Here is a 23,351-nt window from a genome sequence, read left to right on the forward strand (position 1 = left end):
CACGAACCGACGTAAGGACGCAGCCGTGCGACTGGTATCCCTCAGTGAGGTACTTCCCGGCGAGCCGGTCACCAACGCGGACATGGCCGCCCGGTTCGGCCTGCACGAACGGTGGCTGGACGCGATGACCGGCAACCGCACCCGATACTTCTGTCGGCCGGACGGCCCGCCCGGGGTGCCCCGGTCCACCAGCGACCTGGCCACCGCCGCCGGCGAGCAGGCCCTCCTGCGGTCCGGTCTGGACCCGGCCAGCCTCGACTTCGTCATCCTGACCACCGCGTCGCCCGACCACCTGATGCCGGCCACCGTCAACCTGGTCGCCGACCGGCTCGGACTCAACGACATCCCGACCTTCCAGCTCACCTCGGGATGCGCCGGCGCCCTGCAGGGCCTCTACACGGCACGTGCCCTGCTCGCCGCCGGAGAGCTGCGGCGCGGCCTGGTCATCGGGGCCGACACCTGCCGCAACCTGTGGCCGTCGGACGGTGCGATCGCCCAGCTGCGGCCGGCCGAGATGGTGAGCTTCGCGCTGTTCGGCGACGGGGCCGGGGCGGCCGTGGTGGACGCCGGCACCGACGGGCCGGGACTGGTCGTCGAGCACCTGTTCACCCGGACCGTCGGCAAGGGCCGGTCGCCGGCGCAGATCGTCCGCTGGTACGGCGCGGAGGGCGCGCCGACGGTCGCCGGTCCGCGCGGCGAACCGGTCCGCGAAGCAATGTCCGAGGAGGACTACAAGGCGATCGAGCAGCACGTGCCGGAGGCCGCCCGGGCGATCCTCGACGAGCTGGTCGCGGTCACCGGCTGGCCCGTCGACGACGTCGAACACCTGCTGATCCCCCAGCTCAACGGGGTGATGACCGAGAAGATCCGGCGCTACCTCGGGGTTCGGCCCGAGCAGGCGGTCAGCTGCGTCGCCGACACCGGCAACAACGGCAACGCGCTGCCGTTCATCCAGCTCAACCGGGCGATGCGGCGGATCGCGGCGGGCACCGGCATCGGCGGGCGGCTGCTGGTCACCACCGTCGAGTCGTCCAAGTGGGTGCTGACCGGAATGGCGCTGCGGCACCGGCCCGAGGAGGCCGACGATGTCCGTTGACAGTATCTCCGCGCCGACGTCGGCCGGCCCGCCGCTGGCCGAGCTGCGGGCGCTGATCCGGGCCGGGTCGGCCGGCGACGTCCGGCGGCTACGGCCGCTCCTGGACCGGCTCACCGACCCGCTCGACCTGGAGGCCGCCGGCTCGCTGCTGCGCGGCCGCCGGGCCGCTGACCAGCTGCGCGCCGAGCTGGCGCCGACCCGGATCGCGCTGCTCGGCAGCGCCACGCTCGACCCGCTGCCGGCGCTGCTCACCGCGGCTGGCGTGCGGTACGCGATACTGCCCGAGATCCGCACCGCCGGCTTCGACCAGTGGCGGCTGGAGATCGCCGCCGGCGCGCCGGACCTCGCCGAGCTGCGGCCCCGGATCGTCGCCCTGCTGCTCGACGACTCTGCCGTACTGTCCGGGCTGGCCGACCCGGTCGACGTCGACGAGATCGCCGCCCGGTGCGCCGCGTTCCCGGCCGAGCTGGCGTCCTGGCTCACCGCGTGCCGGCAGGTGCTCGGCGGGCTGACCGTGCTCGGCACCGTACCGCTGCATCCGCTGCGCCGGCACCGGCTGATCAGCTACGCCGCCCGGGCCCGGCTCGACGCGGTCTGGTCGCGGATGAACGCCGCGATCGCCGAACTCGCCGCCGACCATCCGGCGACGGTCGTCCTGTCAACGGCGGACCTGGCCGAGCGGGCCGGGAGCACGTTCGCCGACGACCGGATGCGCCACGTCGCCGGCCACGCGTACTCCCCCGGCTATCTGTCGGCCTTCGCCCACGAGCTGGCCCGGGTCGCCGCCGCTGACCTCGGCCGGGCCGCCAAGTGCCTGGTGCTCGACCTCGACGAGACGCTGTGGAGCGGGGTGGTCGGTGACATCGGCCCGGACGCCGTCACGGTGGGTGGCGGCTACCCCGGTTCGGCGCACACCGAACTGCAGGAGCTGGCCCGGGACCTGGCGGCGCAGGGCGTACTGCTCGCCGTCGCCTCCAAGAACGACCACGACGTCGCGGTAGAGGCGCTGGCCCGGCACCCCGAGATGGTGCTCCGGCCGGACACCTTCGTAGCTACCCGGATCAACTGGGAGCCGAAGCCGGACAACCTGCGGGCGATCGCCGAGGAGCTCAACATCGGTCTCGACGCGCTGGTGTTCGTCGACGACAACCCGGCCGAGCGGGACCTGATGCACCGGCTCGCACCGCAGGTCGGCACCGTCGACCTGCCGGGCGAGCCGGCCGGGTACGCCCACCGCCTCGCCGCCCGGGGCGACTTCACCGTGCTCAGCCTCACCGACGAGGACCGCCAACGGGTCGCGATGTACCAGGCCAGCGCCCGCCGACGGGAGCTGGTCCGGGACGCCGGCAGCCTGGACGACTACCTGGCCGGGCTGGAGTCCCGGCTCACCGTGCAGCCGCTGGACCGGCACAACGCGGGCCGGATCACCCAACTGTTCGCCAAGACCAACCAGTTCAACCTCACCGGGATCCGGTACGGCACCGCCGAGCTGGGCGACGGGGCCGACCCGTCCGGCGGCGACGTCGGCGGCGACAGTGGTCCGGCCGGCAGCGGCGCCACGGCCTTCTACGGTGCCCGGTTGACCGACCGGTTCGGTGACAACGGGCTGATCGCGGCGCTGGCCCTGACCCGACGCACCGACGGCGCCTGGAGCATCGACAACCTTGTCCTCAGCTGCCGGGTCTTCTCCCGGGACGTGGAAGGAGCGATCGTCGGCCTGGTGCTGCGCAGCGCGGTCGCCCGGGGGGTGCCGGCCGTGTACGGCAGCTTCCGCCGCACCGAGCGCAACGCCCGGTTCGCCGACTTCTATCCACGGCTCGGTTTCCACCCCGTCGACCCGACCGACACCGCCAACCGCACCGTTGACGCCGACCGCACCGTTGACGCCGACCGCACCGCCGCCGCCACCGAGCCGGCGGGTGCCGCCGAGTTCCGCCACGAACTGCGCGACCTCGTCGAGCTGCCCGGCTGGATCGAGATCACCAACAACGAGGAGCCCTTCGATGTCCGCTGACCGGCCTGACTCCGGCGTCGATCTGATCGCCGACATCCTCGCGGACCTGCTGGACCTGGAGTCCGAGCAGGTCACCGCCGACACCCCGCTGACCGCGATCGACGGCTGGGACTCCGTGAACGCCCTGCGGGTGCTGGTCTACCTGGAACGCAGCAGCGGCGCGTCGGTGGACTACGAACGGTTCACCACCGCCACCACCGTCGCCGACCTGGCGGCGCTGGTCGCACCGGTCCCGGCGAGCGAAGGGCCGGTCCGGTGAGCGACCAGACGATGCAGACCGACGTCCTGGTCGTCGGCGGCGGACCGGCCGGCGCGCTGCTCGGTCACCTGTTGGCCCGGCGCGGGATCGACGTGCTGGTGGCCGAGCGGCAGACCAGCCTGGAGCGCGAGTTCCGCGGCGAGACGATCGCCGCCCCGTCGGTGGTGACCCTGCGCCGGCTGGGCTTCGGCCCGGCGCTGGACGGCCACGGCTACCTGCCGACCGAGGGCGTCACCATGCGGATGGAGGGGCGGCGGGTGATGCACGTCGACTACCGCCGCTTCGGCGTCGGCGAGGTGCCGATCGACATCCCGCAGCCCGCCCTGATCAAGATCTTCATTGACGCCGGGCAGCAGCATCGCGGGTTCGACTACCAGTTCGGGACCACCTTCACCCGGTTGATCGAGCAGGACGGTGCGATCCGCGGTGCCTGGCTGCGCCGCCGCGACGGCTCGTCGGTCGAGGTCCGGGCCCGGCTCGTGGTGGGCGCCGACGGACGGTTCTCCAAGGTACGGCACGCCGCCGGGCTCACCGCCGACGTGCAGCAGATGGCCCGCGACTTCCTGTCGTTCCGGCTGCCCCGGCCACCGCAGTGGGGGCAACAGGCCGAGCTGGTGATCAACCGGGACCGGCACCTGGTGGTGCTGCCCACCTTCCCCGACTCGCTGCGGATCGGCACCAACCTGCCGAAACGCAGCCTCGGCGCGCTGCGCAAGGCCGGCTTCGACGCGTTCCGTTCGGTGGTGGCCGCCCTCGACCCCCGGCTCGCTCCGCTTGTCCAGCAACACCTGCGGACCTGGGACGACACCTCGTTCCTGGAGATCTTCACCGCCGAGGTGCCGCAGTGGAGCCGAGACGGGCTGATCCTGGTCGGCGACGCCTCGCACACCTGCACACCGATCCTCGGCCAGGGCGTGAACGTGGCCATCCAGGACGCCGTCTGCCTCACCCCGGTGATCGCCGCCGCGCTGGCAGCGGACCGCGGCCCGGTCGTCACCGCCGCCGACACCGCCGACTTCGTCACGCAACGGCAGCGGCACAAGGCGTTCGTCACCCGGTTCCAACGGATCCAGGAGTCCGCTCTGGCTCAGGGCGGCACCGTCGGCGTACTGCTGCGTCGGGCCCGCTACCGGACCCTCGACGTGCTGCCGCTGAAGTACCGGATCTTCGGCAGCGTGCTCAACGCGCCGCACCAGATCGACCCGGCGGATCTCGCCGAGGACGTCCGGACCGGACCCGCAGTGGGCACCGGCGACTGACCTCACCCGGCCCGTACCCGTACCACATCAGACCCGAACCTGCTCCCGCACCCCTGTCTCCCGAGGCGGTCTCGCTATGTTCGACAACGACGGTACCGACCCGACCCAGCTCATCGCGGTCGTCGGCATGGCCGGCCGGTTTCCCCAGGCACCGGACGTGGACAGCTTCTGGCGGCTGCTCCGCGACCGGGGCGACGCGATCGCCCCGGTGCCCGGCGACCGGTGGGACGCCAGCGCCCAGCTCGACCCGGAACGGCACGTTCAGGACGTCGGCGGATTCGTCGACGAAGTCGACCTGTTCGACCCCGGCTTCTTCGGGATCTCCCCCCGGGAGGCCGAGGACATCGACCCGCAGCAGCGGCTGATGCTGGAGACCGTCTGGCGGACCCTGGAGGACGCCGGCCAGCCGGCGGCCGGACTGCGCGGCTCCCGTACCGGGGTCTACGTCGGAGCTTCCTGGCACGACTACGAGATCCTGCGCAAGGAACGCGGCCTGGGGGCCACCACGCACAGCGCGGTCGGCAACGCCCTGGACGTGATCGCCGCCCGGGTCTCGTACTTCCTGCGACTGACCGGGCCGTCACTGGTCGTCGAGACCGGGTGTTCGTCGTCGCTGGTGGCGTTGCACCTGGCCGGTCAGGCATTGCGCGCCGGCGAGACCGACGCGGCGCTGGTCGGCGGGGTCAACCTGATCCTCGCCCCCGACGTGTCCATCGGGCTGACCGCCTTCGGTGGGCTCTCCCCGGAGGGTCGGTGCAAGGCGTTCTCGGCCACCGCCGACGGGTTCGTCCGGGCCGAGTGCGTCTCGGCGCTGATGCTCAAGCGGCTCGACCGGGCGATCGCCGACGGCGATCGGATCCGCGGCGTCATCGTGCGCACCGTGGTGAACAACGACGGCGGCGGGGAGAGCCTGGTGACCCCGAACCCGGCCGGTCAGGAGGACCTGCTGCGCCGGGCGTACCAGGGGCTGGACGGCGTGGTCGACCGGCTGCGCTACGTCGAGGCGCACGGCACCGGCACCGGCCGGGGCGACCCGATCGAGGCCGGCGCCATCGGCCGGATCCTCGGCCGGGCCGGCGCCCGCGCCGGTGACGGTGCCGGTGACGGCGGTCAGGTGGGTACTCCGTTGGCCATCGGCTCGGTGAAGACCAACATCGGGCACGCCGAGGCGGCCGCCGGGCTCGCCGGCCTGGTCAAGGTGCTGCTCGCCATCGAACACCGGGTGGTGCCGCCCAGCCTGCACTCCGCCGAGCTCAACCCCGCCATCGACTTCGCCGGCCTCAACCTGCAGCTGGTCCGCGAGCCGCTGCCGCTGCCGGTCGACGAGGCCGTCTGCCTCGGCGTCAACTCGTTCGGCTGGGGAGGCACGAACGCACACGTCGTGGTCGCCGACCCGCCGGCCGGCACGAACCGCCGCGCGGCGCCGGCCACCACCGCGACCGGTCCGGCGGTGCCGGCCGTCCTGCCGGTCTCCGCGCACACCAACCAGGCCCTGACCCAGCGCCTGCGTGACCTGCGTGACCGGCTCGCCGCCGGGGCCGAGCCGCAGCGACTCGCCGGTGCGCTGGCGCACCGCCGCGACCACTTCCCGCTGCGTACCGCCGTGGTCGCGGCGGACGCCGAAACGGCCGTGACGCTGATCGATGCCCACCTGGACGATCCGCAGGCGGACCTCGCCGGGGTGGCCGCCGGACGAGCCGACACCGCCGGCCGGACCGCGTTCGTCTTCCCCGGCCAGGGCGCCCAGTGGGCAGCGATGGGACAGCGGCTCTACGCCGAGGTGCCGACATTCGCGAAAGTCATCGACCGGTGCGCCGACGCGCTGCGGCCGTACGTCGACTGGGACCTGGCCCAGGTCGTCTCGGGTGCCGCCGGGGACGGCTGGCTGTCCCGGGTGGACATGCTGCAGCCAACCCTGTGGGCCACCTCGGTCGGGCTGGCCGAGCTGTGGCGGGCCAACGGTGTCGTGCCGGATGTGGTCGTCGGGCACAGCCAGGGCGAGGTCGCCGCCGCCACGGTGGCCGGCATCCTCAGCTACTCCGACGCCGCGATGGTGGTGGCCCGGCGCAGCGCGCTCGCGCTGCGTACCTCGGGCAACGGCCGGATGCTCGCCGTCTCGCTGGACCGGGACGCGGCGCTCGACGCGCTCGCCGGCTTCGAGGAGCTGGTCTCCCTGGCGGTGCACAACGGTCCCAACTCGTGCGTGCTGTCCGGCGAGACCGAGGCGGTGCTCACCCTCAAGGAGCTGCTCGACGCCGACGAGGTCTTCTGCCGGCTGGTCGACGTCGACTACGCCTCACACAGCCCGCAGATGGACGCGCTCACCGACGATCTGCTCGCCGCGCTGCACGAGGTGCGGCCCGGTCAGGGCGAGGTCGAGCTGATGTCGACGGTCCGGGTCGCCCCGCTGGCCGGGCCGGAAATGGACGCCCGCTACTGGGTGGACAACCTGCGCCAGCCGGTGCAGTTCCACGACACGATGGGTCGACTGTTCGACGACGGCGTCACCCACGTTGTGGAGATCAGCCCGCACCCGGTACTGGTGCCGGCGTTGGAGCAGCTCGCGGCGGCCCGGCAGGATCCGCCGCGGGTGCTGTCCACGCTGCGCCGCGACCAGGGCACCCCGGCCGACCTTGCTGCCGCGTTCGGCCGCGGCTACGTCGCCGGGCTGGCCCCGTTCGCCGCGCTGCCCGACGGGTTCGGCGTCGACCTGCCCGGCTACCCGTGGCAGCGGTCGGCGCACTGGCCGCCGGCGGCCCGGCGACGCTCCCGTACCGCCGGCACCGAGATCGCCCTGGTGCCGTCCCCGTCGGAGACCGACCTGTGGCAGGCGGAGCTGGAACTCGGCGTCGACGACCAGCCCTGGCTCGACGACCACCGGGTGCACGACGCGGTCGTGGTGCCGGGTGCCGCGATGATCGTGCTCGGTCTCGGGACCGGCCGGGCCCGTACCGATCAGCTACCGACCACCCTGCACCGCATCACGTTCCACAGTGATCTTACGCTGGCCGACGGACCGGCCCGGCTCGGCCTGCTGTGGCGCGACGACGTGACCGAGGGCGGTTCGTTCGTGCTGCAGTCGCTCGGCGCTGACGGCGCCAGCTGGTTCCGGCACGCCACCGCCCAGGTCCGGCACACGACCGTGGCGGTGGACCCGATGGAGTTTCCCGGGCAGCGGCTCACCGACCAGGCGACCGAGGTCGACCCGGAGACCTTCTACGCCGGCTGCCACCAGCGCGGGCTGCGCTACGGGCCGGCCTTCCAGGGGATCCGGCGGCTACGCCACGGCGCCGACTGGGCACTCGCCGAGCTGGCGCTGCCCGCCCGGTGCCGGGCCGGGGCGGCGGCGTACCCGCTGCACCCGGCGCTGCTGGACGCGGCGCTGCAGGTCAGTCTGGCACTGCACGCCGGCCCGGCGACCGTGGTACCGACCGGGGTGGACCGGATCGATGTGCACGGCGAACTCGCCGAGCCGACCGTCGCGGCCTGGTCGTACGTGTTCCGTCACGACGACGGCCGGTACGACGTGCACCTCTACGACGCCGACCGGACCCCGCTGCTCAGCCTGCACCGGCTGACGTTGCAGGAGCTGGACGTGTCCGGGCCGGCCGATCCCGACGGCGGGCTGCTGCACCAACTGCGGTTCCTGCCCCGACCGGTGCAGCAGCCGGGTGCGCCCGACGGCCGCTGGCTGATCGTCGGCTCCGGTGACGCCAGCGGCACCGCCGCCGACGGCGTCGCAGCCGAGCTGCGCCGGGTCGGCGCCGACGCGGACGTGCCGGCCGCCGACGGCGATGTCGACGCGGTACGCGACGGCGACCTGACCGGCCTCGTCTACCTGGCACCGGCCGCCCCGGCCGGCCTGGACCGTCAGCGGCAGGCCCTCGCCGAGCTGGCGGACCTGGTCCGGGCCTGCCTGGGCCGCCCGGTGCCGCCCCGACTGGTGCTGGTCACCGTGGACGCCCAGACCGCGACGGCGGCCGACCGGCCGGACCCGGGCGCCGCCCTGTTCTGGGGTTTCGCCCGGGTGCTGCGCCGGGAGCACCCGGAGCTCGCCGCGACCGTCATCGATCTGCCCGGGACGGCCGGCACCGCCGGTTCCGCCGGCACTCAGTCGACCGACACCGCCGCCGCGCTGGTCGCCGAGCTCGGTGCGGCCGACGGCGACGACCAGGTGGTGCTGCGCCCCGACGGCCGGTACGTCGGCCGCATCCTGGCCACCGGCCGGGCCGACCTGGACCGGGTCGCCGACGGTACGCGGCCGCGCTGGCGTACCCCGCGTCAGCCGTTCCGGCTCATCCCGGCCCGCGCCGGCGGCTGGGACGGCCTGGAGTTCCGCCCACTACGCCGCCGACGCCCCGGCCCCGGTGAGGTCGAGGTCGAGGTAACCGCTGCGGCGCTGAACTTCATCGACGTGATGAAGGCCGTCGGCACCTACCCCGACCCGGTCGGGGCCGGGCTGCTCGGCGGCGAATGCGCCGGCCGGGTCACCGCAGTGGGTGCCGGGGTGACCGGCCTCGCCGTCGGGGACCGGGTGGTCGCCTGCGTCTTCGGTGCCCTGGCCTCGCACGTCACCGTCAGCACCGGCCGGGTCCGGCCGATCCCGCCGGAGCTGTCCGATGAGGACGCGGCGGCGCTGCCACTGGTCGGGGTGACCGCCTGGTACGGACTCGTCGAGCTGGGCCGAACCGGCCCCGGCGACACCGTCCTGGTGCACTCGGCCGCTGGCGGGCTGGGGTTGGCCGCGATCGCCGTCGCCCGGCACCTCGGTGCCGAGGTGATCGCCACCGCCGGCACCGAGAGCAAACGGGAACACCTGCGCCGGCTCGGCATCCGGCACGTGTTCGACTCCCGCGACCTGTCCTGGGCCGAGCAGGTGCTGACGGCGACCGGCGGACGCGGCTGCGACGTGATCCTCAACTCGCTGACCGGCGCGGCGATCACCCGTGGCCTGGACGTGCTGGCCGAGGATGGCCGGTTCATCGAGGTCGGCAAGAAGGACATCTACGCCGACCGCACCATCTCGTTGAGCGCGTTCCGTAAGGGAATCTCGCTTGCCTCGGTCGACGTGGCCGGTCTGATGCAACGCCGGCCGGCCCGGTTCACCGAACAGTTCGGGCAGGTGTGGGAGCTGGTCCGTACCGGCCAGCTCGGCCGGCTTCCGGTGATCGGCTACCCGTTCGACCAGGCCGCCGAGGCGCTCCGGGAAATGTCGCAGGGGCGGCACATCGGCAAGTTCGTGCTCAGCCGGCCGGACAGTGTGGCGTCGGTGGCGCCCGAGCCGCTGCCCGACGGCCGGTTCCGCGACGACGGCACCTACCTGATCACCGGTGGCCTCGGCGCGCTGGGGCTGTCCCTGGCGGAGTTCGTCGCCGCCGCCGGCGGCGGGGCGATCGCGCTGCTCGGCCGCTCCGCGCCGGACGCCGACGCCGCCGCGCGCATCGACGCGGTCCGGCGCGGCGGCGTCCAGGTACGCACCTACCAGGTCGACGTCGCCGACCAGACCGCGCTGGCCGACGTGCTCACCCAGGTACGCGCCGACCTGCCGCCGCTACGCGGGGTGGTACACGCAGCCGGCGTACTGGACGACGCCACCATCGCCACACTGCACAGCGGGCAGCTCGACCGGGTGCTCGCCCCCAAGGTCGACGGGGCCCGACACCTGGACGCCCTCACCGGCACCGATCCGCTGGACCTGTTCGTCCTGTTCAGTTCGGCCGCCGCGCTGGTCGGCAACGCCGGGCAGGCGGCATACGCGGCCGCGAACGCGTACCTCGACGGGCTCGCTGAGGACCGTCGCCGACGCGGGCTCGCCGCGCTGTCGGTGCAGTGGGGGCCGTTCGCCGGGGTCGGGCTCGCCGCCCGGGACGGCAACCGCGGTGACCGGCTGGCGGAACGCGGCATGGGCAGCTTCCCCGCCGAGCAGGCCTGGCCGGCGTTGACCCGGCTGCTCACCACCGACGCCACGGTCGTCGGCTACCTGCCACTCAATCTGCGGCAATGGTTCGACGCCTACCCCGACACCGCCGCGCTGCCCAGCTGGCAGGAGCTGCGCGCCGGCCGGGCAGCGGCAGCGGCCGGCGGTGATGGCGGGCAGTTCCTCGACCAGCTGCGCAACACCCCGGCCGACGACCGGGCCCCGCTGGTCGAGGCCAAGGTACGGGAACTCACCGGCCGGGTGCTGCGGATCGACCCGACGGTGATCGACCGGGACACCCCGTTCAAGGCGCTCGGCCTGGACTCGCTGATGAGTCTGGAACTGCGCAACCGACTGGAGGCGGCCTTCGACCTGAAGCTGTCGCCGACCCTGCTGTGGACGTACGGCACGTCGGGCGCGCTGACCGGCATGCTCTGCGACCGGCTGCCCGCCGGCGGCGACGAGCGGCCGGTGCCGGCACCCGACGCCGTGCCCGCATCCGACGCCGTGCCCGCCACCGAGTAGCGACCTGCGACCTGCGGAGGAACCGCTGTGACGACCACATCGAACGGCACGACGCCGTCCGCGCCGACGCCGCTGTCGCGCGCCCTCGACACGATCCGCAAGCTGCGGGCGCAGCTGGAGGCCAGTGGCGACAACCAGCCGATCGCGGTGATCGGTGTCGGGCTGCGCCTGCCCGGCGGGATCGACACCCTCGACGGGTTCTGGCAGGCCCTGGCGCAGCGCCGGGACCTGATCGGGCCGCTGCCGGCCGCCCGACGGGCCCCGTTCGAGCGGGAGTGGGCACAGCTGCCGCAGCTCGGCGGGTTCCTCGACGAGGTCCTCGATTTCGACGCGGCGTTCTTCGGGATCAGCCCACGGGAGGCCAGGGCTCTCGATCCGCAGCACCGGCTGCTGCTGGAGGTCTGCCATGAGGCGCTGGAGCATTCGGCCCGGCCGGCGGAGCAGCTACGCGACACCCGTACCGGCTTCTTCGTCGGCATCACCCACCAGGACTACCGGGACTGGGAGCCGCACGGCGCCGACGCCTACTGGGCCACCGGAAACGGGCACTGCTTCGCGGCCGGGCGGGTGGCGTACGCGCTCGGGCTGACCGGCCCGGCGGTCGCCGTCGACACCGCCTGCTCGTCGTCGCTGGTCGCGATCCACCAGGCCAGTACGGCGCTGCGGCGCGGCGAGTGCGAGGTGGCGCTGGCCGGCGGCGTCAACCTGATCATGTCCCCCCGCTCCACCCGGCTGCTCGGGCCGCAGATGGGTGCGCTCTCCCCGGACGGGCGGTGCAAGGCGTTCGACGCCCGGGCGAACGGGTTCATCCGGGGCGAGGGCTGCGCCGTGCTGGTGCTCAAGCGGCTGGACGCCGCCCGGCGCGACGGTGACGTGGTGCACGCCGTCCTGAACGGATCTGCGGTCAACCAGGACGGGCGGTCGTCCGGGTTCACCGCGCCGAACGTGCTGGCCCAGTCCGCACTGATCGGGGCGGCGCTGGCCGACGCCCGGCTCACCCCGGCCGACATCGGGCTGATCGAGACCCACGGCACCGGCACCGCGCTGGGCGACCCGATCGAGATGGAGGCGGTCACGACGGCTCTGGGCCGGCCCACCGAGGCCGACGACCCGTTGTACGTCGGCGCCGCCAAGACCAACGTCGGTCACCTGGAGGCGGCCGCCGGCGTGGTCGGTGTGGTGAAGGCGATCCTGTCGCTGCGGTACGGCGCCGTACCGCCGCTGGTGCACTTCTCCACCCTGAACCCGCGGATCGATCTGACCGGCACCCGGGTGCGGATGCCCACCGGGCTGCTGCCCTGGACGGGCCGGCCGGGCGGGCTCCGGCATGCCGGCGTCAGCTCGTTCGGGATGAGCGGCACCAACGCGCACGTCATCGTCGGCGAACCGGAGCCGGCCGACGCACCGGCCGGCCCCGCCGGCTCCGCGCCAGGCCACCACCAGCCGGTCGCGGGTGACGCCGTGCCGGTCACCGGGTTCGAGATCTCCGCCGGCAGCCGGCCGGCGCTGCGGGAACTCGCCGACCGGTACGGCCGGCGGCTGGCCGAACTGCGGCCGGAGCAGTACGCCGCGTTCGCGTACACCGTCACCGCTGGCCGGACCCGGCACGCCGTCCGCGCCCGGGTCACCGCCGCCGACCCGGCGGCGGCCGCGGCCGCGCTGGCCGCGCTGGCCGACGGCACCGACGCCCCGACGGTGCAGGTCTACGAGGGGGATCTGCCGACGGCACTGCCCGACCTGCCGCGACAGGTGGTGGAGCTGCCGCACTACCCGTGGCAGCGGCAGCGGTACGCCCCACCGGTCGAGTCCGGACCCGCGTCGTCCGACGTGGCGTCGCCGCCGGCACCCCTGTACGAACTGGACTGGCAGCCGATCGCCGGCCGCGAACCGGACGGCGCCACGCTGGTGCTCGCCGGTGACGACGGCGAGCTGCTGACCGCGCTGGCCGACGTGGCCCGGACAGCCGGTTGGCCGACGGTCGTCCTCGGCCCGGCCGGGCTGCCGGCCGCGACCGAGCCGCTGCCGGCCGACGGCCAGCAGTGGCAGGCGTTCTGGCAGCGGCGTGACCCGGCCGAGAAGGTGCTGGTGCTGCTCGCCATGGCCGCCGAAGCGCTCCCCGCCGAGCTGGCTCCCGCCGAGCCGACCGCCACCGAGCTCGCCACCACAGGCGACGGTGGGCTGGCCGGTGCCGGCGCGGCGCTGTGCGCGGCGGTGACCACCGCCGTACGGGCGCTGCCCGGTGGTGCGCCCGACCGACGGGTGGTGGTGCTGACCCAGGGTTCCCGACGGATCGGTGCCGACGATCCGGTCCGGGCCAGCACCCACGGCCTGCTGCACGGGCTGGCCCCGGTGCTCGGCCTGGAGCTGCCGGCCTGGGGCGGCCTGGTCGACCTGCCGGTCGACCCCGGGCCGGCGGACCTGCGGGCGGCGCTACGGGCACTGCCCGGCGCCGGCGAGGAGGACCTGCTCGCCGTCCGCCGGGGCACGGCGGCAGCGGCCCGGCTGCGTCCGGTGTCCGCCGACTACGCCCCGCAGCTGCCGATCGACCCGGACGGCAGTTACCTGGTCACCGGTGGGCTCGGCGGGGTCGGTCGTTGCCTGGTCCGCGACCTGGTACGCCGGGGCGCCCGTCGGCTGCTGCTGACCGGCCGCCGGGCCGCCGACGACATCGCGCCGGCCGCTGCCGAACTGCTCGCCGAGCTGGCCGACGCCGGCGTAGAGGTGCGCTACCGTACGGCGGACTGCGACGACCCGGCGGCGCTGACCCGAGCGCTCGACGACGACCTGCCCCGGCTGCGCGGTGTCGTACACGCCGCCGGGCAGCTCACCCGTACGCCGCTGGCGGACGCCGACCGGGCCGCCTTCGAGCAAACCCTGCGCGGCAAGTTCACCGGCGCCTGGTGGCTGCATCTGCTGCTGCGGGACCACCCGCTGGACTTCTTCCTGACGGTCTCGTCGGTGTCGGCGCACTGGGGAGCCGACGGCTACGGCGGTTACGCCGCCGCCAACGGTGGGATCGACATGATCGCCAACCACCGGGTGTCCGCCGGCCTGGCCGCGACGAGCATCGCCTTCGGACCGTGGACGGTCGACGGCATGGTGGACGCGACCGATCTGGCCGAGCTGGCCCGCGGCGGTGTCGACCCGGTCACCGCGCAGACCGGTGCCGCCAGCCTGACCGCCCGCACGGCCGGGCCGGACGCGGTGCTGCTCTGCTGCCCGGTCCGGTGGGACCGGTTCGCCGCAGTGATGTCGGCCCGTCGGCCCCGGGCGCTGTACCGGGACCTGACCGCCGGATCCGCCGCCGGTGGCGGCGCCCTCTACCCCCCGGCCGGGCCGGCGTCGGGACCCGCCGACCCGGCCGGGGCCCGCGCCGCCGAGCCGCCCGCCGGTACCGGGGGGGCGGGACGCGAGCGTCTGCTGGCCCTGCCCGTGCTGGCCCGACCAGCGGCGCTTCGCGACCAGGTCGGTACGGTCGTCGCCCGGATCCTCGGTTACCCGGACGGCGAGCAGGTCCGCCAGGATCAGGGATTCTTCGATCTCGGCCTGGACTCGATGATGGCGGTCGATCTGGTCGACGCCCTTACCGGCGAGTACGGCGTACCGCTTCAGGCGGCCGACGTCTTCGACCACCCGACGATCTCCGACCTGGCCGCACTGATGCTGGGTCGGGTCGACTCCGGCGCCGTACCGCCGGCCGGCGGGCAACGGCAGCATCCGACGGACCGACCGGCCGAGCCGGGCACCCCGGAGCCGACCCGGCCACCGGCCCCGGCCCCGGCACTCACGCCGCAGCCGGCCGGCACCGGGACCGGCACCAGGGCCGATGTCGACCGTCACCCGGTGGCCGACGCCGACGCTGCAGCCGCAGCCGCGGCTGGGGAGCCGATCGCGATCATCGGAATGGCCGGCCGGTTCCCCGGTGCCGACTCCATCGACGAGTTCTGGCAACTGCTGGTCGACGGCCGCGACGGAGTGGGCCCGGTCCCGCCGCACCGGTGGAACGGCACCGCGCTGCACGACAGCGACCCGATGAGCACCGGCACGATCACCACCGACCAGGGCGGCTTCCTCAGCGACGTCGACCGGTTCGACGCCGGGTTCTTCGGGATCCCTGCCCGGGAGGCGCAGAGCCTGGACCCGCAGCACCGACTGCTGCTCGAGTGTGCCTGGCACGCGCTGGAGGACGCCGACGTCGACCCCGCCGGCCTGGCCGGCGGCCGGACCGGTGTGTACATCGGCATCTCCAACTCCGACTACGCCCGGCTGCTGCAACGTGGCGGGCTCGACCAACTGGACGCGTACTTCGGCACCGGCACCTCGCTCAACGCGGCCGCCGGCCGGATCGCGTACCTGCTCGGTCTGCACGGGCCGGCGATCGCGGTCGACACCGCCTGCTCCTCGGCCCTGGTCGCGCTGCATCTGGCGATCCGGTCGCTGCGCAGCGGTGAGACCGACACGGCGCTGGTCGGCGGCGTGAACGTGATCGTCTCGCCGGAGGCGTCGGTCGCGGTCAGCCGGGCCCACATGCTCTCCCCCACCGGCCGGTGCAAGACGTTCGCCGCCGACGCCGACGGCTTCGTCCGTTCCGAGGCCGCCGCGGTGGTGCTACTCAAACCGCTGTCGGTCGCGCTGCGTGACGGTGACCGGGTGCTGGCCGTGGTACGCGGCAGCGCGGTCAACTCCGACGGGGCGTCGTCCGGCCTGACCGCGCCGAACGGGACCGCGCAGCAGGCGGTGCTGCGCGCCGCGCTCGCCGACGCCGGAGCGTCCGGCCCGCAGGTGTCCTACCTGGAGGCGCACGGCACCGGCACCGCGCTGGGCGACCCGGTCGAGGTCCGGGCCGCCTGGCAGGTGCTCGGCGACGGCCGGGCACCTGGTGAGCCGCTGCACCTCGGGTCGGTGAAGAGCAACGTCGGCCACTGCGAGTCGGCCTCCGGCATCGTGTCGGTGGTCAAGACCGTCCTGGCGTTGCGGCACGGCCGGCTGCCGGCCAACCTGCACTGTGCCGAGCTGAACCCGCAGATCGGCTGGGCGGAGATGAACGTCCGGGTGCTGGACGAGCCGGTACGGTGGCGTTCCGGCGGCCGGCCCCGCCTCGCCGGGGTGTCCAGCTTCGGTTTCTCCGGCACCAACGCGCACGTCGTACTCGCCGAGGCACCGCCGCAGGAGCCGGCCGGGCGACCGGTAGCTGATGAGCCGGCCGGGCGACCGGTGCTCAACGGGCCGGCCGGGGACGAGCCCGGCGGCCCGTGGCTGCTGCCGCTGTCCGCGCCGGACGAGGCCGGGCTGGACCGGTCGGTGGCGGCCTGGGACAAGGTCCTCGCCGGCAGCACGGACGCGGACCTGCCGGCGTTGGTCGGCAGCGCCGGAGCGGGCCGGGCCCACCTGCCGGTCCGCCGGGCCGCGCTCGGTTCGTCCGTCGAGGACCTACGCCGCGCACTGGCCCAGCCCACAGCGCCCGCCGGGGCCGGCCGACCACCCCGGGTGGCTTTCCTCTTCTCCGGCCAAGGCAGTCAGTACTTCGGGATGGGCGCCGAACTGCACCGGACCGAACCGGTGTTCCGGGAGACGTTCGACGCCTGCGACGAGATCCTGACTCCGCGACTGGGCAGCTCGCTGCCCGAGCTGATGTGGCACGGCGCGCGGCCGGAGCTGCTCGACCAGACCTGGGCGACCCAGCCGGCGCTGGTCGCGCTGGAGCTGTCCCTCGCCGCGCTCTGGGCGAGCTGGGGGGTCCACGCGTCGGCGGTGATCGGCCACAGCGTCGGGGAGATCACGGCGGCGATCCACGCTGGCGTGCTCGATCTCGCCGACGGACTGGCGCTGGTGGCCCGGCGGGCGCGGCTGATGCAGGACACCCGGCCGGGCGCGATGCTGGCCGTCGCGGCCGAGCCGGACCAGGTCGCCGAGTGGCTGGTCGGCACCACGTTGGACGTCGCCGCGATCAACGGCCCTCGCGCGGTCGTGGTGGCCGGACTCGCCGAGGAGATCGCAGCCTTCGCCGCCGGCTGCCGGGCGAAGGGGGTCCGTTGCCAGCAGCTGGTGGTGTCGCACGCGTTCCACAGCCGACTGATGGAGCCGATGCTCCCCGACTTCGGGCAGACCCTGGCGTCGCTGCCGAGCCGCCCACCGGCGCTGCCGATCGTGGCGAACCTGACCGGACGGCTCGCCGGGCCGGACACCTACCTCGGCGACTACTGGTGCCGCCACGTACGTCAGCCGGTCCGCTTCCATGACGGCATCGGCCAGCTGCGCCAGCTGGGCGTCGACGTCTTCCTGGAAATCGGGCCGGGACGTACGCTGGCCGGCCTGGTCACCGGCGCCGGGTCGGCACCGGACGGCGGGGTGGTCACCTCGCTGCGGCGGGGCGCCGCCGACCGGGCCACGCTGCTGGACGCGGTACGCAGCCTCTACCTCGCCGGTCAGCCGGTCCAGTGGGCGGCGGTGCAGCCACGGCGACCGCGACCGACCGGGCAGCGGGCCGCGCGGTACCCGTTCGCCGACACCCGGTACTGGACACCGCTGGCTGACCAGCCGCCGGCAGCGTCATCGTCAGCTACGGGTACGGCTACGGTGGACGAGCCGCCGACGGGACAGCCGCCGGCAGCGGCAACCGGGCAGTCGACCCAGTCGCACGTCGGGCGGGAACTACGTTCGCCGGCGCTCCGTGGGCGGGTCTTCGAGTTCACCCGCAGTGCCGCGTTCCCGGCCTACCTGACCGATCACCGGCTCTACGGCACGGTGGTCACCCCGGCCGCGTCACATCTGGCCACCCTGGTGCAGGCGTTGGCGCCAGACGGCAGCCCGGTGACGCTGACCGATCTGGTCTGCCCCCGGGCGCTGGTGATCACCGAGCAGGAACGGTACGAGGTCCAGCTGACCGTCGACCGGTCCAGTGGCCGGCTCGCGGTGAGCAGTCTGGTCGACGCCGACCGGGACCTCTGGCAGGAGCATCTGGCGGCCCGGGTACGGCCGACGGCGACGACCGGCCCCGCAGCACCGGATTCCGCAGTGGCGGATTCCGCAGTGGCGGACCTCGCGGCACCGGACCCGGCTGCCGACCGGGCCGCCTTCATCGCCTCGGCACAGCGGCACGTCACCGGCGGAGAGTTCTACGCGTACTTCCGCGACCTCGGCTACACCCTCGGTCCGTCGTTCCGGTGGATCGCTGACATCTGGCTGGGCCGGGACGAGGCGCTGGTCCGCTACGTTCAGCCGCCGCTGCCCGACGACCCGGCGGACTACCAGCTGTACCCGGGACTGATCGACTCCTGTTTCCAGAGCATCGCCGGTTTCCTCGTCGACGAGGTCGCCGAGGAGGCTCCCGCACTGGCCATCCCGTTCGCCGCGGCCCGACTGGAGTTTCCGGCCCGGGACCGGATCGACGGGGAGCTGTGGGGGCGGGTCCGGGTCCGCGACGCCGAGCCGCTGCCCCGTGGCCGCAGCCGGGTCACCGCCGCCGATCTGCGGCTGGCCACGCCGGACGGGACGACGCTGCTCGCGGTCGACGACTTCCGGGTCCGGCACGCGCCCCGGGAGCTGCTACGCCGGAGCCTGCGCGACGACCGGGCCGGCCTCTACACGGTGCGGTGGCAGCCGGCCGACGACGGCCGAATCCCGGGCACCGGGCCGGTGGTTTCCGGCGGGCGCGACACGACCGCACCGACGGGAGCGGCCCTGTCGGGCGGGTCCCGGTCGGTGCTGCTGGTCGGCCCGGCGACCGACTTCGCCGAGGCGCTGGCGGCTGAACTGCGCGACCTCGGGCACACGGTGGACGTCGACCGGTCCGGACCCGGGTCCGGGGCGGACCTCGTGGTTGACCTCAGATTCCTGGCCGTAGGCCGGCCCGGCACGGACCCGACCGGCGACCACCCGAACGGCGATGCTGTCGGGTTGGTGCCCGCGCCGGTGCTGGCGCTCGGCGAGTCGCTCCGGAGCCAGTCGACGTCGACGCCGTACGTGGTGGTCTGCCCGGCCGGCGACGAGGCCGCACCCGACCGGGAGGCACTCTGGGGGATGCTGGCCGCGGTCGAAGCGGAGGAGTCGCAGCGGCGGCTGCTGCGGGTCGACCTGGTCGAGCCGGACACGACGGCAGCGGCCCGGCTGGTCCGGCAGATCGACGCGGTGCTGGCCAGCGGCGTCACCGAGCCCCGGCTACGGCTGCACGCCGACGGGGTCGAGGTGCCCCGGCTGGCCGCCGTCGAACCCGGTCCGGTGTCGAGCTGGCCGGACGGTGTCCTGATCAGTGGCGGTCTGGGCGCGCTGGGGTTGAGCATCGCGCGGATCCTGGCCGACGGTGGCACCCGGACGATCACGCTGGTCGGCCGGTCAGCCCCGGGTGCCGACGCCCGGGCCGCCATCGACGAGCTGGTCGCCCGGGGGGTACGGGTCGAGGTGGTCGCCGCGGACGTCGCCGATCCGGCCGGCTGTGCCACGGCCGTCGCCGCGGCGGGCCGACTCGGTCCGCTGCGGGCCGTCCTGCACCTGGCCGGCGCAACCGACGACGGCGCTTTCGCGACGCTGCCTCAGTCGGCGTACGAGAAGGTCTTCGCCGGCAAGGTGGGCGGTGCCCGCGCACTGGCCGACGCGGTACGCGGCCTCGACCTGACCGCCTTCGTGCTCTTCTCCTCGGTGTCGAGTGTGTTCGGCTCCGCCGGTCAGGTGAACTACGCGGCCGCCAACGGTTACCTGGACGGGCTGGCGACCGCGCTACGCGCCGACGGCGTACCGGCGGTCAGTGTCAACTGGGGTCCCTGGGAACCGGCAGGGGGCAGCGGGCTGGCCGCCACCGAGGCGGTCCGCCGGGCCGCCGGTCAGCTGGGCGTGCGGGCTCTCACCGACGCGGAGGCGGCCCCGCTGCTGGCCGCCGCGCTCGGCGCGCGGCGCACCCGGCTGGTCGCGGTCGCCGTGGACCTGGCCCGGTACGCCGGGCGGGCCGCCGGGCACCCTCGGGCTGCGCTGGTCCGCGAACTGGTAGCGGACGTCTCCGGTGCGACCTACGACCGGTCGGCGGGCGGCCCGGCCACGGGCCGACCGGCGGAGGCCGGCCGACCGGCGGGTTGGCTGCGCGGCATGCTCCTCGGGCTGGCCGGCCCGGACCGGCAGGACCGGCTGCGTTCGGCGATCTCGGATTTGGTGGGTGAGACGATCGGCGACACCGGACGGATCGACGACGGTCGGGGCTTCGCCGAGCTGGGCCTCGACTCGATCATGGCGATCGACCTGCGGGCCCGGTTGTCACACGCGCTCGACGTCGAGTTGCCGGCAACCGCCGCGTTGGACCACCCGACGGTACGGGCGATGACCGCCTTCGTGGACAGCCGGCTCCCGGCAGCGGACCAGCTGGGCGGCGCACCGGGGCCAGCAGAGCCGGCGGAGTCGGCGCGGTCGGCGGAGTCGGCAGAGCCCGCGCGGCCGGCGGAGTCGGCGGTGGACGCCGCCGATCTGGCCTCGCTCTCCCTCACCGACCTGATCGAGGCGGCCCGGGCCGATCTCGCCGCCGGGCCCTGACGATCACACCGGTGGTGTGGTGCCACGTCGTGGCACCACACCACCGGGGCGACGGCCGGCGGCCGGGTGTCCGTCGGCGGCCGGTCCGGTCAGGCCGGGACCAGCTGGCGGATGTGGTCGATCACGTCGTTCCACAGATCGCGGGGCAGGATGCCGTGCCCGAGCCCTGGATAGGTGACGAGCCGGGCGCCGGGAATCGCGGCTGCCGTCGCCTCGCCGCCGGGCAGCCGCCAGATCCGGTCCGCCTCGCCGTGCACCACAAGCGCCGGGATGCGAAGCTTCGCCAGGCCGGCCCGCCGGTCCCGGGAAGCCATCAGAGCCGCCTCGTGCCGTAGTCGCCCGGCCTGGTCGTAGCCGCGGTCGAAGGCCCGCCGGCCCATTTCGCGCAGCCAGTCCACGTCCATGTCGTGGCCGGGCGAACCGATCAGGTCGTACAGGTCCACCATCAGTTGACCAGCGTCGTCGCGGTCGGCGACCGGCCGGTCCTGCATTCGCTGCAGCTTCATCGCGGTCCGCATCGAAAGCCGGCCGATCCGGGGTGTCGCGGTCGCGGCGATCGACGTGAGGCTGAGCAGCCGGTCCGGATGTTCGATCGCCAACTGCTGGGCGACCATCGCGCCGAGGGAGATGCCCACCACGTGCGCCCGCGGCCAGCCGAGCGCGTCGAGCACGGCGAGCGCGTCGCCCGCCATGTCCTCGATGCGGTACGTCGCGGCACCCGGTCGAAGCATCATCCGCAGGATGGTCGGTCGCCCGTCGGCGTGCAGATGGGTGGAGGCGCCGACGTCGCGGTGGTCGAATCTGGCCACGGCGAAGCCCCGCTCGGTCAGCGCCGAGCAGAAGTCGTCGTGCCACATGATCATTTGCATGCCGAGGCCCATGATGAGCAGCAACGGTTCACCCTGCGGGTCACCGAGACGCTGGTACGCGATCTCGATCTCCTCGGGACGCGTCGCGCTCACCCGCGACGTCGCCGTACCCGTCACCTGGGCAGGTCCTGGTCCAATCGTCATGCGTCGAGCGTGCTGCGCCGCCCTTGAGCACCGGTTGATCCGGCCGCCGCCAGCCGGTGCCACCGGAGCCGGCGCTGCTCCCACGCTGCTCAAGGGCTTCTTTAGCGCCGATCGTTAGCGTCACAGCAACAGCAACCGACCACCGCAGCCGGGTCGGACGCCAGGTAGCGATCGGCCGGCAGGTGACTCGCAGAAACCCGGAGGTGCCGATGTCCGACCACCCCAACCCGGTCCACCCGGCCGGAGTGGACCCCGCGATGGTGACGGCCGTCCTGCACGGCGGTCCGGCGAGTCTCACCGCCGAGCAGCGCCGCCGGCTGGTGACTCCCGAGCAGCGGAAGATCAAAATTCCGTGGCTCGGCGGCTACGAGCACTTCGAACGCGATCTCGTCACCGGCGTAGACCACGGAGCGGCCGTGGTCTTCCAGTGGACGGCCCGCACCCGGGTCGCCGAGTAGCCGCCACGTCAGCCGACGCGGAGCCGGTCAGCCCCGGACCATCGGCGCCACGGTCTGCGGCAGCTCGGCACGCAGCACGAACCAGCCGTCGCGGGGACCGACGCACAGGTCCCCGCCGACGAGCTCCACCCGTTCGGCCAGGCCGGTCAGCCCGGTACCGGACGGTGGCGCGCCGGTCAGCCCCGCGCCCACCCCGTCGTCGTGTACCTCCAGGATGAACCGTCCCTCGCGGCGGGTCACCGCGATCGCACAGCGACGCGCGTGGGCGTGCCGGACGATGTTCGTGGCGGCCTCCCGGATCAGCCAGGCCGCGCACTCCTCGATCGGCTCCGGCAGGTCGTCGAGGGTGCCACGGACGCTGACCACGACCCCCGACGCCTGCAGCAACGCCTCGGCGGACTGCGCCTCCACCGCCAGGGAGACCTTCCGGTAGCCGGAGACCGCTGCCCGCACCTCGGCCAGCGCGTCCCGCGCCACCTCGGCCACCTCGGCCATCTCGGTCACCGCCCGGTCCGGCGCCGAGTCCACCATCCGGGCGGCGAGATCGGCCTTGAGGGTCACCGCAGACAGCCGTTGGCCGAGGATGTCATGCAGGTCGCGGGCGATCCGGAGCCGTTCCCTGGCCACCGCCAACTGGGTCAGCTCGGCCCGCGCCTGCAGTAGCTGCATCGAGGTGTCGATCTGGTTGTAGATCGCCACCTGCACGCCGCTGGTGATGGCGATCAGCAGGATCAGGATCACGACCGAGTCGGCGCTGACCCGCAGCCAGCCCACCGCGATGGCCACGAAGACCACGGTGTGGCCGACCACCAACGCCGGCCACCACCGCAACGGGCAGTTGATCAGCAGCATCACCAGGCTGAAGAAGGCCAGCCCGGACAGCCAGTCGTAGCGCAGTTGCGGCACCATCGCCAGGCCACAGATCAATGTCACGGCGACGGTCACCGGCGCACGGTTGGTGTGCAGCTGCGGAGTGTTACGGACGACCACCCGGGCGTAGCCGAGCACGAACAGTGCAAGTCCTACGTAGAGTGCCTTGTTTCGGTCGTGCACGACGCTCAACGGAAAGGCGAGAAACGCCAGGCAGGACAGGGCGAACAGGCGTACCTGGATGCCGCGTCGGCGGAGCCAGAATTCCCGTCCAGGAGAGACCTTCGCCTCCGCAACGGCGCTCATGCCGGCAATTCAACCACGCGACGTCCAGAGGATCCGCCAGCTGATCGTCCAGCGTCGATCGGGACCGAACGGTTCGATCGACGTCGAACGGGCGGCGGCCCGGGTCGGTCGTTGCGGCCAC

General features: G+C 73.9%; 9 protein-coding genes. 7 read left to right on the top strand and 2 right to left on the bottom strand.

All coding sequences use genetic code 11. From position 1 onward, the window contains the following. Nucleotides 1–25 precede the first annotated feature (25 nt). The 6 genes from ACN27J_RS13255 (at nucleotide 26) to ACN27J_RS13280 (ending at nucleotide 20,583) form a co-directional block, all read left to right on the top strand. On the top strand, nucleotides 26–1,096 hold the full coding sequence (locus ACN27J_RS13255; protein ID WP_421366426.1) for a 3-oxoacyl-ACP synthase III family protein: 1,071 nt from the start codon (nucleotides 26–28) through the stop codon (nucleotides 1,094–1,096). Then, on the top strand, nucleotides 1,086–3,110 hold the full coding sequence (locus ACN27J_RS13260) for an HAD-IIIC family phosphatase (RefSeq protein WP_421366428.1): 2,025 nt from the start codon (nucleotides 1,086–1,088) through the stop codon (nucleotides 3,108–3,110). The genes ACN27J_RS13255 and ACN27J_RS13260 overlap by 11 nt, the downstream gene beginning before the upstream one ends. Further along, on the top strand, nucleotides 3,100–3,369 hold the full coding sequence (locus tag ACN27J_RS13265) for an acyl carrier protein (protein WP_421366430.1): 270 nt from the start codon (nucleotides 3,100–3,102) through the stop codon (nucleotides 3,367–3,369). The genes ACN27J_RS13260 and ACN27J_RS13265 overlap by 11 nt, the downstream gene beginning before the upstream one ends. Then, nucleotides 3,366–4,628: an FAD-dependent monooxygenase gene (locus ACN27J_RS13270; RefSeq protein WP_421366431.1), complete on the top strand. Its 1,263-nt coding sequence runs from the start codon at nucleotides 3,366–3,368 to the stop codon at nucleotides 4,626–4,628. Before ACN27J_RS13265 ends, ACN27J_RS13270 begins: the two co-directional genes overlap by 4 nt. A 76-nt stretch (nucleotides 4,629–4,704) precedes the next feature. Next, the gene (locus ACN27J_RS13275) at nucleotides 4,705–11,070 is read left to right on the top strand and encodes an SDR family NAD(P)-dependent oxidoreductase (protein WP_421366433.1); all 6,366 of its coding nucleotides are present in this window, start codon (nucleotides 4,705–4,707) and stop codon (nucleotides 11,068–11,070) included. Between the two features lie 27 nt (nucleotides 11,071–11,097). Next, on the top strand, nucleotides 11,098–20,583 hold the full coding sequence (locus tag ACN27J_RS13280) for an SDR family NAD(P)-dependent oxidoreductase (RefSeq protein WP_421366435.1): 9,486 nt from the start codon (nucleotides 11,098–11,100) through the stop codon (nucleotides 20,581–20,583). 89 nt (nucleotides 20,584–20,672) lie between these two features. On the opposite strand, the gene ACN27J_RS13285 is transcribed toward ACN27J_RS13280, so the two are convergent. Continuing rightward, the gene (locus tag ACN27J_RS13285) at nucleotides 20,673–21,596 is read right to left on the bottom strand and encodes an alpha/beta fold hydrolase (RefSeq protein WP_278171034.1); all 924 of its coding nucleotides are present in this window, start codon (nucleotides 21,594–21,596) and stop codon (nucleotides 20,673–20,675) included. A gap of 209 nt (nucleotides 21,597–21,805) precedes the next feature. Between ACN27J_RS13285 and ACN27J_RS13290 the strand changes: the two genes are divergently transcribed. Further along, nucleotides 21,806–22,054 carry a DUF5988 family protein gene (locus tag ACN27J_RS13290; RefSeq protein WP_123604967.1) on the top strand — a complete coding sequence of 83 codons (249 nt, stop codon included), beginning with the start codon at nucleotides 21,806–21,808 and terminating at the stop codon, nucleotides 22,052–22,054. A gap of 27 nt (nucleotides 22,055–22,081) precedes the next feature. Here the strand turns inward: ACN27J_RS13290 and ACN27J_RS13295 are convergent, their stop codons facing one another. Further along, nucleotides 22,082–23,230 (bottom strand): sensor histidine kinase, encoded by a 1,149-nt coding sequence (locus ACN27J_RS13295; RefSeq protein WP_278171035.1) that lies wholly within the window; start codon nucleotides 23,228–23,230, stop codon nucleotides 22,082–22,084. Between the last annotated feature and the right edge of the window lie 121 nt (nucleotides 23,231–23,351).

It is taken from the genome of Solwaraspora sp. WMMB762 (genome assembly GCF_049179115.1).
Taxonomy (GTDB): Bacteria; Actinomycetota; Actinomycetes; order Mycobacteriales; family Micromonosporaceae; genus Micromonospora_E.